The 13268-nt window shown below is 68.0% G+C and carries 11 protein-coding genes; 9 read left to right on the top strand and 2 right to left on the bottom strand.

Annotated elements, in window-relative coordinates; all coding sequences use genetic code 11:
• Nucleotides 1–17: 17 nt before the first annotated feature.
• The 3 genes from JO236_RS07910 to JO236_RS07920 are packed head-to-tail and all read left to right on the top strand — an operon-like array spanning nt 18 to nt 4707.
• The gene (locus JO236_RS07910) at nt 18–1697 is read left to right on the top strand and encodes a DAK2 domain-containing protein (RefSeq protein ID WP_293327016.1); all 1680 of its coding nucleotides are present in this window, start codon (nt 18–20) and stop codon (nt 1695–1697) included.
• A 2-nt stretch (nt 1698–1699) separates the two neighbouring features.
• Nucleotides 1700–4000 (top strand): ATP-dependent DNA helicase RecG, encoded by a 2301-nt coding sequence (gene recG / locus JO236_RS07915; RefSeq protein ID WP_293326997.1) that lies wholly within the window; start codon nt 1700–1702, stop codon nt 3998–4000.
• Nucleotides 3997–4707 carry an HNH endonuclease family protein gene (locus JO236_RS07920; RefSeq protein ID WP_293326999.1) on the top strand — a complete coding sequence of 237 codons (711 nt, stop codon included), beginning with the start codon at nt 3997–3999 and terminating at the stop codon, nt 4705–4707. The genes recG and JO236_RS07920 overlap by 4 nt, the downstream gene beginning before the upstream one ends.
• Nucleotides 4708–4711: 4 nt before the next feature.
• On the opposite strand, the gene JO236_RS07925 is transcribed toward JO236_RS07920, so the two are convergent.
• Both JO236_RS07925 and JO236_RS07930 read right to left on the bottom strand, forming a co-directional pair.
• Complete coding sequence (locus JO236_RS07925; protein ID WP_293327001.1) at nt 4712–5557, bottom strand: aldo/keto reductase; 846 nt, start codon at nt 5555–5557, stop codon at nt 4712–4714.
• A 6-nt stretch (nt 5558–5563) separates the two neighbouring features.
• Entirely contained in the window at nt 5564–6409 is an 846-nt protein-coding gene (locus JO236_RS07930; protein WP_293327003.1) for an aldo/keto reductase, read from the bottom strand.
• Between JO236_RS07930 and JO236_RS07935 the strand changes: the two genes are divergently transcribed.
• The 6 genes from JO236_RS07935 to JO236_RS07960 all read left to right on the top strand — a co-directional run.
• Nucleotides 6408–7526, top strand: coding sequence for an alpha/beta hydrolase (locus JO236_RS07935; RefSeq protein ID WP_293327005.1), 1119 nt, complete (start codon nt 6408–6410; stop codon nt 7524–7526). The genes JO236_RS07930 and JO236_RS07935 overlap by 2 nt on opposite strands.
• A gap of 87 nt (nt 7527–7613) precedes the next feature.
• Nucleotides 7614–8384 carry a DsbA family protein gene (locus tag JO236_RS07940; RefSeq protein WP_293327007.1) on the top strand — a complete coding sequence of 257 codons (771 nt, stop codon included), beginning with the start codon at nt 7614–7616 and terminating at the stop codon, nt 8382–8384.
• 26 nt (nt 8385–8410) lie between these two features.
• The gene (locus tag JO236_RS07945) at nt 8411–9061 is read left to right on the top strand and encodes a vitamin K epoxide reductase family protein (protein WP_293327009.1); all 651 of its coding nucleotides are present in this window, start codon (nt 8411–8413) and stop codon (nt 9059–9061) included.
• Between the two features lie 13 nt (nt 9062–9074).
• On the top strand, nt 9075–12467 hold the full coding sequence (locus JO236_RS07950) for a pyruvate carboxylase (protein WP_293327012.1): 3393 nt from the start codon (nt 9075–9077) through the stop codon (nt 12465–12467).
• A 13-nt stretch (nt 12468–12480) separates the two neighbouring features.
• A complete protein-coding gene (gene rsmD, locus JO236_RS07955; protein ID WP_293327014.1) occupies nt 12481–13035 on the top strand; it encodes a 16S rRNA (guanine(966)-N(2))-methyltransferase RsmD in 555 nt (184 codons plus the stop codon).
• A gap of 74 nt (nt 13036–13109) precedes the next feature.
• Nucleotides 13110–13268 (top strand): adenylyltransferase/cytidyltransferase family protein (locus JO236_RS07960; RefSeq protein WP_293327018.1); only part of this gene is annotated, 159 nt, incomplete at its 3' end.

Genomic DNA, 13268 nt, shown 5'->3' on the forward strand with positions numbered 1-13268 from the left:
GCAGGAGGTGGGGTCAGTTGGGCAGTTCGGATCGTCGGCTGGACGCCGCCGCCCTGCGGGATTGGGCGCACACCGCGGTCAGCGACCTGATCACCCATATCGACGAGATCAACCGGCTGAACGTGTTCCCGGTCGCCGACTCAGACACCGGCGCCAACATGCTGTTCACCATGCGTTCCGCGCTGGCTCAGGTGGGCTCGGCGGCCAGTTCGGGGGCGGGGTCGTCCGACGTCGTTCAGGTGGCGGCGGCGCTGTCGGCGGGCGCGCTCAACGGTGCCCGGGGCAACTCCGGGGTGATCCTGTCCCAGATCCTGCGCGGCATCGCCGACGCCACCGCTGCTGCGGCGGGCGCCGACGCGGATGGCGAACTGAACGATATCGACGCCACCCTCCTCGGGGCCGCGTTGCGGCGGGGGGTCGAGCTGGTCATCGCCTCAATGGGCGACGAGATCCCGGGGACCATCGTCTCGGTGTTGCGCGCGGCCGCCGACGCCGTGGCGGACTGTGCCGGCGACGGGCTGGCCGAGGCCGTCAGCGCCGCCGGTGACGCGGCGGTGGTCGCGCTGGAGAAAACCCCCGAGCAGCTCGACGTTCTCGCCGACGCCGGAGCGGTCGATGCCGGCGGCCGCGGCCTGCTGGTGCTGTTGGACGCGCTGCGTTCGACCGTCACCGGGCACTCTCCCGCGCGGGCGGTGTACGAGCGGTCGCCGCGCGCCGCGGCGGACACCGGTACCGAACGCCCGGCTCCGCAGTTCGAGGTGATGTACCTGCTCGGTGACTGCGATGCCGCGGCGGCGGATGTGCTGCGAGAACGGCTGTGTGCGCTGGGCGAATCGGTGGCCATCGCGGCGGCGCCGTCGGGATCGCCCGACGTGCTCGACAGCTACTCGGTGCACGTGCACACCGACGATGCGGGCGCCGCCATCGAAGCAGGATTGGTGGCTGGACAACTCAGCCGGATCGTCATCTCGATGCTCAGCTCCGGGGCAACCGGACTGCCGGTGGGGAGCTGGACGCGGGAGCGTGCGGTGCTGGCGGTGGTCGACGGCGACGGGGCGGCCGACCTGTTCGCCGGGGAGGGCGCGTGCGTGCTGCGGCGGGACCACGAGACCGGTTGCACGAATATCAGCGCGCACCAGTTGATGCGCGCTGTGGTGGATACCGGCGCCGCCCAGGTGATGGTGTTGCCCAACGGCTATATCGCCGCCGAAGAGTTGGTGGCGGGCTGTACCGCTGCGATCGGGTGGGGCATCGACGTGGTGCCGATACCGGCGGGGTCGATGGTGCAGGGACTGGCGGCGCTGGCCGTTCACGAACCGGGTCGTCAGGCCGTCAACGACGGCTACACGATGGCCCGCGCGGCGGCCGCCGCCCGGCACGGCTCGGTGCGAATCGCCACCGAGTCGGCGCTGACCTGGGCGGGCAGCTGTGAGCCGGGCGACGGTCTGGGCATCGCGGGCGACGAAGTGCTGATCGTGGCCGCCGATGCGGCGGCCGCGGCGATCGGCCTGCTCGACCTGCTGCTGGCCTCCGGCGGCGACCTGGCGACGGTGCTGGTTGGAGCTGGGCTGGAGGCGGGCGAAGATGACATCGCCGACGTGCTGGAACGGCATGTACACGACAACCATCCCGGCACCGAACTGCTGACCTACCGTACCGGCCACCGCGGTGACGCGCTGCTGATCGGGGTGGAGTAGCGGTGGCGTCCTTAAGCGACCGGTTGGATCACGTCATCGGCGCCCACTCCGCCGGCCCCCTTTACCAAGTGTTCGGCATCCGGACCGTCGACGACCTGCTGCGCCACTACCCGCGCAGCTACATCGAGGGAGCCGCCGTGCGCGGCGCCGACGGGGCGATCGGGGAGCGCCCGGAAGCCGGCCAGCACATCACCATCGTCGACACGATCACCGCCACGGAGACGTTTCCGATGAGGGCGAAGGGGCGACCGAAGGCGCAGCCGAGGGAGCAGCCCAACGCGCCGACGAAGCGGAAGCGGGTGTGTCACCGGATCACCGTCGGATCCGGGCGTGACAAGGTGACCGCCACGTTCTTCAATGCGGACTACATCAAAAAGGACCTCACCGAACACGCGAAGGTGATGCTGTCCGGCGAGGTCGGCTACTACAAGGGCGTCATGCAACTGACGCACCCCGCGTACCTCATCCTCGACTCGCCGGACGGAAAGCACCATGGCACCAGGTCGTTGAAAAACATTGCCGTCGCCTCGCAAGAGATCAGGGGCGAGCTGGCGATCGAAGACTTCGAACGCAGCTTCTTCCCGATCTACCCGGCCAGCACCAAAGTGCAGAGCTGGGACATCTTCCGTTGTGTGCGCCAAGTGCTCGACGTCCTTGATCCGGTGGCGGATCCGCTGCCCGCCACACTGCGCGCCGAACGCCAGCTGATGTCCGAAGACCACGCGCTGCGCGCCATCCACCTCGCCGAGGACGAGACCGAGCGCCGCCGCGCCCGCGAACGGCTGACCTTCGACGAGGCCGTCGGCCTGCAGTGGGCCTTGGTGGCCCGCCGGCACGGCGAGCTGTCGGAGTCGGGACCGTCCGCGCCGCGCCGGCCGGACGGGCTGGCGGCGCAACTGTTGGGACAGTTGCCGTTCGAGTTGACCGCGGGCCAACGTGAGGTGCTCGACGTGCTGGCCGGCGGGCTGGCGGCCAACCGTCCGATGAACCGCCTGCTGCAAGGCGAGGTCGGGTCGGGCAAGACGATCGTCGCGGTGCTGGCGATGCTGCAGATGGTCGACGCGGGCTATCAGTGTGCGCTGCTCGCCCCGACGGAAGTCCTTGCCGCACAACATCTCCGCTCGGTGCGCGACGTGCTCGGCCCGTTGGCGATGGGCGGCCAGTTGGGCAGCGTGGACGGCGACGGCTGGCAGGCCACCCGGCTGGCGCTGCTGACCGGCTCCATGACGGCCGCGCAGAAGAAACAGGTCCGCGCCGAGATAGCCGACGGCCAAATCGGCATCGTCATCGGCACCCACGCGCTGCTGCAGGATGCGGTCCAATTCGACAATCTGGGCATGGTGGTGGTTGATGAACAGCACCGGTTCGGCGTGGAGCAGCGAGACCAGTTGCGCGCCAAGGCCCGTACCGGCGTCACTCCGCACCTGCTGGTGATGACCGCGACGCCGATTCCCCGCACCGTCGCCCTGACCGTCTACGGGGACTTGGAAAGCTTGACGCTGCGCGAACTTCCGCGCGGACGTCAGCCGATCACCACCAGGACCATCTTCGTCCAGGACAAGCCGGCATGGCTCGGGCGGGCTTGGCAGCGCATCATCGAGGAGGTCTCCAGCGGGCGGCAGGTCTACGTGGTCGCACCCCGGATCGACGAGTCCGACGAGCCGGGAAAAGAACCGGAAAATGGCGACGCGGCCGCCCGGCCGTCGGCCACCGCCGAGGGCCTTTTCGCGCGGTTGCGGTCGGCCGAACTGGCGGACCTGCGGCTGGGCCTCATGCACGGACGGTTGCCCGCCGAGGAGAAGGACGCCGCGATGGCGGGGTTTCGAGCGGGTGAGATCGATGTGCTGGTGTGCACCACCGTCATCGAGGTCGGCGTCGACGTGCCCAATGCCACGGTCATGTTGGTGATGGACGCCGACCGGTTCGGCATCAGTCAGCTGCATCAACTGCGCGGCCGCATCGGCCGCGGCCAGCATCCGGGCCTGTGCCTGCTGGCCAGCTGGGTCGCACCCGGGTCGTCGGCCGCCGAGCGACTGGATGCCGTCGCGGCCACCCTCGACGGCTTTGCGCTTGCGGACCTGGACCTCAAGGAGCGCCGCGAGGGAGATGTGCTGGGGCGCAACCAGTCCGGCCGGCCGATTACCCTGCGGCTGCTATCGCTGGCCGACCATCGGGTGCTCATCGAGGCGGCCCGCGACTTCTGCGCGCGCACCTACCCCGACGACCCGGCAGATGCCGGAATGGCATTGCTGGCAGGACATTTCACGGACACCGACCGCGTCGAATATCTGGACAAATCATGAATCGCAAAGTGCTGCTATGGTTGTCGCTCGCCGCAGTGCTCGCGGTGATCGTCGCCTATCAGACGGTGGGATCCGCTTCGGATCGTCGTTCGCAGGAGTTCGCGGCGCGAGCCGACGTCCCCACCGTGCAGCCCGGGACCGACGTGCTTGCGGGGGTTGGCGTGCTGCCGCGGATCCACCGATACGACTACCGCCGGTCGGCGTACGGCGATGCGTGGGACGACGACAACGACGCCCCGCTCGGTCACAACGGGTGCGACACCCGCGACGACATCCTCAACCGCGATCTGCTCGACAAGACCTACCTGTCGATCAAGCGGTGCCCGAACGCGGTAGCCACGGGCACCCTGCATGATCCGTACACCAACACCGTCATCGCGTTTCAGCGCGGCGCCAAGGTCGGCGAAGCGGTGCAGATCGACCACATCGTCCCGCTGGCGTACGCCTGGGACATGGGGGCCTACGCCTGGCCCGATCCCGAGCGCAAGCGTTTCGCGAACGATCCGGCGAATCTGCTTGCCGTCCAAGGACAGGCCAACCAGGACAAAGGCGATTTGCCGCCCGGTGAGTGGATGCCTCCCAACGCCGCGTTCGCCTGTCAGTACGCCATGCAATTCATCACCGTGCTGCGGGGCTACCAGCTGCCGGTCGACCCGGCGTCCTCGGACGTCCTGCGACGGGCTGCAGCGACCTGTCCGACCGGCTAAGGGATCAGGTCCCCGCGTAAGTCAACGGATCCTCACGCAGGCGGGTGCCGTCGTTGAGACCGTTCAGGGCATCCATGTGTTCGGTGGCCAGTTCGAAGTCGAACACGTCGAGGTTGCTGGCGATGCGCTCGGCCTTGGACGAACGGAAGACGACCGCGTTGCCCAATTGCAGGTTCCAGCGCAGCAGCACCTGCGCGGACGTCTTGCCGTATTCGCCGGCGATCGACGTCACGGTGGGGTTGTCCATCAGCCGGCCGAGAACGAGCGGGGTGTAGGACTGCGTGACCACATTGTGCTGCGCATTCGCCTTGCGCAGCTCGTCCTGGTTGAGCAGGGGGTGCAACTCGATCTGGTTGACCGCCGGGTTGACGAAGGTCAGGTCGATGACAGTATCGAGATGCTCCTCGGTGAAGTTGGATACGCCGATCGAGCGGGCGTGGCCGTCGCCGCGGGACTGGATCAGGCCGCCGAAGGCGTCCACGTACTTGCCCATCGACGGGGCCGGCCAGTGCACCAGGTACAGGTCGACGTAGTCCAGACCCAGGCGCTCCAGGCTGGCGCTGCAGGCCGCCTGCGCGCTGGTGAAACCCTGGTCGGCGGTGGCTAGCTTGGTGGTGACGAACAGCTCCGCCCGGGGGATGCCGGAAGCCGCGATCGCGCGGCCGACGGCGGCCTCGTTGCCGTAGGCCGCGGCGGTGTCGATCAGCCGGCAGCCGATTTCCAGCGCCGCCGAAACCGCGCGCTCGGTTTCGTCGTCAGACAATTCCGCGACACCCAGGCCGAGCACCGGCATCGTGTTCTCGTCATTGAGGGCAATGGAAGGCACTCCGGCACCCGACTCGCCAGCCAACGTCAATCACCTACCTGTTGAAGTGAACGTTCTCGGATCAGGGCCGAGCCGGGTCCCGTCATCCAGCGAGGAGATCGACGCCATGTCCTTGGCGCTGAGTTCGAAATCGAACACGTCGAAGTTGCTCGCAATCCGTCTGGGGTTCACCGACTTGGGAATCACGATATTACCGAGTTGAATATGCCACCTAATCAACACCTGCGCGGGTGTCCTGTCGCAGCCATGCGCGACGGCGGTGACCGTCGGATGAGTCAACAGCGATCCCCGCCCCAGCGGCGACCATGCCTCGGTGGCGATGCCCAGTCGGGCATGCACCTCCCGCAGTTCCGCCTGGGGCAGCTGCGGGTGCAGCTCGATCTGGTTGACGGCCGGTACGACGCCGGTGGCATCGATCAGGACCGTGAGGTGTTCGGGTTCGAAATTGCTGACCCCGATCGACCGGATGCGGCCCTGATCGCGCAGGTGGGCGAAGGCCTTGAAGGTGTCGACGAACCGGTTGAGCGCGGGCAGCGGCCAGTGGATCAGGTAAAGGTCGAGGTAATCCTGCAGATAGTCACGGCCGAGCCGGTCCATGCTGGCCTCGAACGCCCGCAGGGTGCTCTCGTAACCCTGGTCGGGGTTCGCTAACTTCGTCACCACGTACAGTTGGTCGCGGGGCACGTCGGATTCGGCAACCGCTCGCCCGGTCTCCCGTTCGTTTCGGTAGGCGGCCGCGGTGTCTATATGCCGATAACCGGCGCGCAGCGCGGCACCCACCGCTCGCACGGTGTCCGCCGGCTCGATCTTGAAGACTCCGAGTCCGACGGCGGGGATCGAGTGACCGTCGTTCAGTGTGATCGAGAGGGCAGCCATGACTAAAAGTCTGCCAGGCACGCAGGACCTGGCTCCCGGACTGAGTGGCGCGCACACGCGCTGGCTGAGTCGCGTGCAGAACACGGTCACCAGCGTGGGCGCCAAAGTCATCTCGTGGACCCCGACGGCGGCCAAGCGCGCGCTGACGCACGGGCGCGCCGTCATCATCGACGGCAACACGCTCGATCCGACTCTGCAGCTGATGCTGCAGGGACTGCGCGCCGTGGGCATCGACGGCCTGGTCGTCAACGACGACGTCGCCGCGTCCCGCGCGCTGATGCGCCAGAGCACGCAGGAGCTTCCCGGCCCGCAGATTCACGTCGATGTCGACGACGTCTCGCTGCCCGGACCGGCCGGCGAGATTCGGGCTCGGCACTACCGGGCGCCCGGTGGGGAACCCGCGCCGATGCTGGTCTTCTACCACGGCGGCGGCTGGGTGATCGGAGACCTGGATACCCACGACGCGCTGTGCCGGTTGACCTGCCGCGACGCCGGCATCCACGTGCTCTCGATCGACTATCGGCTGGCTCCCGAACACTCGGCTCCGGCCGCCATCGAGGATGCCTACGCGGCCTTCCAGTGGGCGTATGAGCACGCCACCGACCTTGGCGCGAATCCCGGCCAGGTCGCGGTGGGCGGCGACAGCGCGGGCGGCAACCTGGCCGCCGTCGTCGCCCAAATGGCGCGCGACAGCGGGGGCCCCGCCCCGGTGTTGCAGTGGCTGATCTACCCACGCACCGACTTCACCGCGCAGACGCGCTCACTGAGCCTGTTCGCCCGCGGCTTCCTGCTGACCAAACGCGACATGGACTTCTTCCAGGCGCAGTACCTCAGGGACTCGGACATCGCGCCGGCAGATTCGCGAGTGTCGCCGTTGCTGGCGGAGTCCCTGTCCGGGTTGGCGCCGGCGCTGATCGCCGTCGCCGGTTTCGACCCGCTGCGCGACGAAGGCGAGAGCTACGCGGTGGCGCTGCGGTCCGCCGGGACGCCGGTGGATCTGCGTTGCCTGGGTTCGCTGACGCACGGCTTCGCTAATCTGTTTCCGCTCGGCGGCGGTAGCGAGACCGGCACGAGTGAGCTGATCTCGGCGTTGCGTGCGCACCTGAGCCGGGCCTAACCCGCACGCCCTGCGGCGTCGGTAGTCTAGAGGCGCTTCGATCGGCACCAGCCAGACACCGCCCGCACACGTGAGGACCCCGAACAAGTGGCCGACAAACCCAAGCGTCCGGAGCGCTTCGATCTGAAGTCCGCCAGCGGCAGGTCCAGCCGGTTCATCCCCATCGCGGCCACCGCGTTCGTCGTGCTGCTCCTGGTCGGCGTCGTCTTCTGGATCGTGCACAACAAGAAGGGCAGCCCCGCGGCCGTCGGCGCCGGCGGCGGCGACACGGTTCGGGTGACGTCGAGCAAGCTGGTCACCCAACCCGGGACCAGCAACCCCAAGGCCTTGATGTCCTTCTACGAGGACTTCCTGTGCCCGGCGTGCGGCAACTTCGAGCGGACTTTCGGGCCGACGGTGTCCAAGCTCATCGACATCGGCGCCATCGAGGCCGACTACTCGATGGTGGCGATCCTCGACAGCGGCCGCAATCAGAACTACTCCTCGCGGGCGGGCGCGGCGGCCCTGTGCGTCGCCGACGAATCCCTGGACGCGTTCCGCCGTTTCCATACCGCGTTGTACAGCACGGACATCCAGCCCTCCGAAACCGGCAGCTCGTTTCCCGACAACGCGCGGCTGATCGAACTCGCCCGCGAAAACGGTGCGGCCGGCAAGGTGCCCGACTGCGTGAACAGCGGCAAATACCTGAGCAAGGTCACCGACGAGGCCGGCGCGGCGGGCATCCACGGGACCCCGACGGTCAAGATCAACGGCCAGGAATACCAGTGGTCGACGCCGGCCGCGCTGGTCGCCAAGATCAAAGAGATCGTGGGCGACGTGCCGGGCATCGACTCGGTTGCGGCTTCGGCGGCTTCCTGAGGCTTCCTGAGGCAACGTGAGGCACGGTGACCGCTGAGGTGTCAGCGCAACCGGAGGGGCGCTCGGGCGACCTGACACCGGCACGCGGTGCACCGGTGCCCGCACCCGGCGCGTGGTGGGTGCTGATCGCGGGCGTCATCGGCTTCGTCGCCTCGATGACCTTGACGGTGGAAAAGATCGACATCCTGCTCAACCCGTCGTACGTGCCGTCGTGCAACATCAACCCGATCGTGTCGTGCGGCTCGGTGATGATCACCCCGCAGGCATCGGTGCTGGGCTTTCCCAATTCGCTACTCGGCATCGCCGGCTTCGCCATTGTCGTGGTCAGCGGCGTGCTGGCGGTCACGAATGTCACTCTGCCGCAATGGTATTGGGTCGGATTGAGCGCGGGGACCCTGATCGGCGCGGGGTTGGTGCACTGGCTGATCTTTCAGAGCCTGTACCGCATCGGCGCCCTGTGTCCGTACTGCATGGTGGTCTGGGCGGTCACCATCACGCTGCTGGTGGTGCTGTCAGGCATCGTGCTTCGTCCGCTGCTCGAGACCAGGGCCGGACGAACCTGGGACGCCGCGCGGGTGTGCTACCGATGGCGGTGGTCGATCGCGGTGCTCTGGTTCACCGCCGTGTTTCTGTTGATTATGGTTCGGTTCTGGAACTATTGGTCGACACTTCTTTAGGCGAGGGGCGCAGATGATCTCCAAAGTGCTGGTCGCCAACCGTGGGGAGATTGCGATCCGCGCCTTCCGCGCTGCCTATGAACTCGGCATCGGCACGGTGGCCGTCTATGCGTACGAAGACCGCAATTCGCTGCATCGGCTCAAGGCCGACGAGTCCTATCAGATCGGCGAGGTCGGTCACCCGGTGCGGGCCTACCTGTCGGTGGACGAAATCGTCGAAACCGCACGCCGGGCGGGCGCCGACGCGATCTATCCCGGTTACGGGTTCTTGTCGGAGAACCCGGATCTCGCCGCGGCGTGCGCCGCCGCGGGCATCACGTTCGTTGGCCCTGGCGCCGAAGTGCTTGAGCTGACCGGAAATAAATCGCGGGCGATCGCCGCGGCCCGCGAGGCCAACCTGCCGGTGCTCGAGTCTTCCGCGCCGTCGGCGTCCGTGGACGAGTTGGTGAGCGCGGCGGCAGGGATGCGCTTCCCGTTGTTCGTCAAGGCGGTGGCCGGTGGGGGCGGCCGTGGCATGCGCCGCGTCGCCGATAGCGCCGCGCTGCCCGAAGCGATCGAAGCCGCCAGCCGGGAAGCCGAGTCGGCATTCGGGGACCCGACCGTCTATCTGGAGCAGGCGGTGCTCAACCCGCGTCATATCGAGGTGCAGATCCTCGCCGACGCGCACGGCGAGGTGATCCACCTCTACGAGCGCGACTGCAGCGTGCAACGTCGGCACCAGAAAGTCATCGAGCTTGCGCCGGCGCCGAACCTGGAACCTGAACTGCGTGAGAGCATCTGCGCCGACGCGGTCGCTTTCGCCCGCCACATCGGGTACAGCTGCGCGGGCACCGTAGAGTTTCTGCTCGACGAGAGCGGGGAGTACGTCTTCATCGAGATGAACCCGCGGATACAGGTGGAGCACACCGTCACCGAGGAGATCACCGACGTCGACTTGGTCTCCAGCCAACTGCGCATCGCCGCCGGCGAGACGCTCGACGACCTCGGACTGAGCCAAAACGCCGTCGCGCCGCACGGTGCCGCGCTGCAGTGCCGGATCACCACCGAGGATCCCGCCAACGGCTTCAGGCCCGACACCGGTCGAATCAGCGCGTTGCGCACGCCCGGCGGCGCGGGCATTCGGTTGGACGGCAGCACCAACCTGGGGGCGGAGATCAGCGCGCACTTCGATTCCATGTTGGTCAAGCTGACGTGTCGGGGCCGTGACTTCCCGACGGCAGTCAACCGCGCGCGACGGGCCATGGCGGAGTTCCGGATTCGCGGGGTGTCCACCAATATCCCGTTCCTGCAGGCGGTTCTAGACGATCCGGACTTCCAGGCCGGCCGCGTCACCACGTCCTTCATCGACCAGCGCCCGCAGCTGCTGACCGCGCGGTCGTCGGCAGACCGTGGCACCAAGATTCTCACCTACCTGGCCGATGTCACCGTCAACAAGCCGCACGGGACCAGGCCGTCAACGGTCTACCCGCACGACAAGCTGCCCTACATAGATCCGGACGACCTGCAGGCCGCGCCCCCGGCGGGGTCCAAGCAACGCCTGGTCGAACTGGGGCCGGAGGGTTTCGCGCGTTGGCTGCGCGAGTCACCGGCCGTCGGCGTTACCGACACCACCTTCCGCGACGCCCACCAGTCGTTGCTGGCCACTCGGGTGCGAAGCAGCGGATTGCTCATGGTGGCACCGTATCTCGCCCGGACCATGCCGCAGCTGCTGTCGGTGGAGTGCTGGGGCGGGGCGACTTACGATGTGGCGCTGCGTTTCCTCAAGGAGGACCCCTGGGAGCGGCTGGCCGCGCTGCGCGAACGGATGCCCAACATCTGCCTGCAGATGCTGCTGCGGGGACGCAACACCGTTGGCTACACGCCGTATCCGGAGCTGGTCACCTCGGCGTTCGTGGAGGAAGCGACGGCCACCGGTATCGACATCTTCCGCATCTTCGACGCGCTGAACAACCTCGAGTCCATGCGCCCGGCGATCGATGCGGTGCGCGAAACTGGTTCTGCCATAGCTGAAGTCGCGATGTGCTACACCGGCGATCTGACCGACCCGGGCGAGCGGCTCTACACGCTGGACTACTACCTCAAGCTGGCCGAGCAGATCGTGGACGCCGGCGCGCATGTGTTGGCCATCAAGGACATGGCCGGGCTGCTGCGGGCGCCGGCCGCGCACGTGTTGGTCAGTGCGCTGCGCAGTCGCTTCGACCTGCCAATCCACTTCCACACCCATGACACCCCCGGTGGTCAACTGGCCAGCTACGTGGCGGCGTGGCAGGCCGGGGCCGACGCGGTCGACGGAGCCGCCGCGCCGTTGGCCGGAACCACCAGTCAGCCAGCGCTGAGCTCGATCGTCGCCGCCGCAGCACACACCGACTACGACAGCGGCCTGTCACTCGCGGCGGTGTGCGCGCTGGAGCCGTACTGGGAGGCCCTGCGAAAGGTGTACGCGCCCTTCGAATCCGGGCTGCCCGGGCCCACTGGCCGGGTCTATCATCACGAGATCCCGGGCGGCCAACTGTCCAACCTGCGCCAGCAGGCCATTGCGCTGGGCTTAGGGGACCGGTTCGAGGAAGTGGAGGAGGCCTACGCCGGCGCCGACCGGGTGCTGGGCAGGCTGATCAAGGTCACCCCGTCGTCGAAGGTGGTCGGGGATCTGGCGCTGGCATTGGTCGGCTCGGGTTTGAGCGCTGACGAATTCGCTTCTGACCCAGCACGATTCGATATCCCGGAATCCGTTCTGGGTTTCCTGCGCGGCGAGCTGGGTGATCCGGCCGGCGGATGGCCCGAGCCGCTGCGCACGGCCGCGCTGGCTGGACGCGGTGAGCCCAAGCCCACCCAGCAGCTGACCGCCGACGACGAGATCGCGCTGGCAGCGGCCGGACCCAAGCGCCAGGCCACCCTGAACCGGCTGCTGTTCCCCGGCCCGACAAGGGAATTCGAAGAACACCGGGAAGCCTACGGCGACACCTCGCAGCTGTCGGCCAACCAGTTTTTCTATGGCCTGCGGCAGGGCGAGGAGCACCGGGTGAAACTGGAGCGCGGGGTGGAGCTGTTGATCGGGCTGGAGGCCATCTCCGAGCCCGACGAACGCGGCATGCGCACGGTGATGTGCATCATCAACGGCCAGCTGCGGCCGGTGCTGGTGCGCGACCGCAGCATCGCCAGCGAGATCCCGGCCGCGGAGAAGGCCGATCGGGGCAATCCCGGGCACATCGCCGCGCCGTTCGCCGGGGTCGTCACGGTGGGAGTTGCCGTCGGCGATCAGGTGACCGCCGGGCAGACCGTCGCCACTATCGAGGCGATGAAAATGGAAGCGCCGATCACCGCGCCCAACGACGGCACCGTGGAGCGGGTAGCGGTGTCCAGCACCGCGCAGGTGGAGGGCGGCGACCTTCTGGTGGTGGTGAGCTGACCGCGAAGCGCAATTGACCCGCATCATCGGCGGCGCCGCCGGGGGGCGGCGCATCGCCGTGCCGCGGCAGGGCACCAGGCCGACCACCGACCGGGTACGTGAGTCGCTGTTCAACATCCTGACCGCGCGACGGGACCTGGCCGGGCTGGCGGTGCTGGACCTGTACGCCGGCTCGGGCGCCCTCGGGCTCGAGGCGCTGTCGCGCGGTGCCGGGTCGGCAATGTTCGTGGAGTCAGACCAACGCGCCACGGCCGTCATCAAGCGCAACGTCACGGATCTCGGTCTGGTCGGTGCCACGGTGCGCCGCGGCGCCGTCTCGGCTGTTTTGGCCGGTGGGTCTGCCGTGGCGGTGGACCTGGTGCTGGCCGACCCGCCCTACGACGTCGACACCGGCGAAATCGAGGGCGTCGTCGCCGCTTTGACCGTTCATGGCTGGGTGCGGCCGGGTGCCCTGGCGGTCATCGAGCGTGCGGCCGGTCGGGCGGAGCTGACCTGGCCGGTCGATTGGAGTCCGTGGGAGTCCCGGGTGTACGGCGACACCCGCCTGGAGCTGGCCGAACTGGGTTAGCGGCCCTGCTACCGTCTGGACATGGGCGCCGCTCCTACTCATCGCATGGCTCTGCATCGTTGCCGGCGCGAAGCATGAGCGGCGCGGTTTGCCCGGGGTCCTTCGACCCGGTGACGTTGGGCCACGTCGACGTCTTCGAGCGCGCCGCCGCCCAGTTCGACGAAGTCGTGGTCGCGATCCTGGTCAACCCCGCCAAGAAGGGCATGTTCGATCTCGACGAGCGGATCGCGATG

Origin of the sequence: Mycobacterium sp., from assembly GCF_019247635.1 — a bacterium.
Classification (GTDB): Bacteria; Actinomycetota; Actinomycetes; order Mycobacteriales; family Mycobacteriaceae; genus Mycobacterium.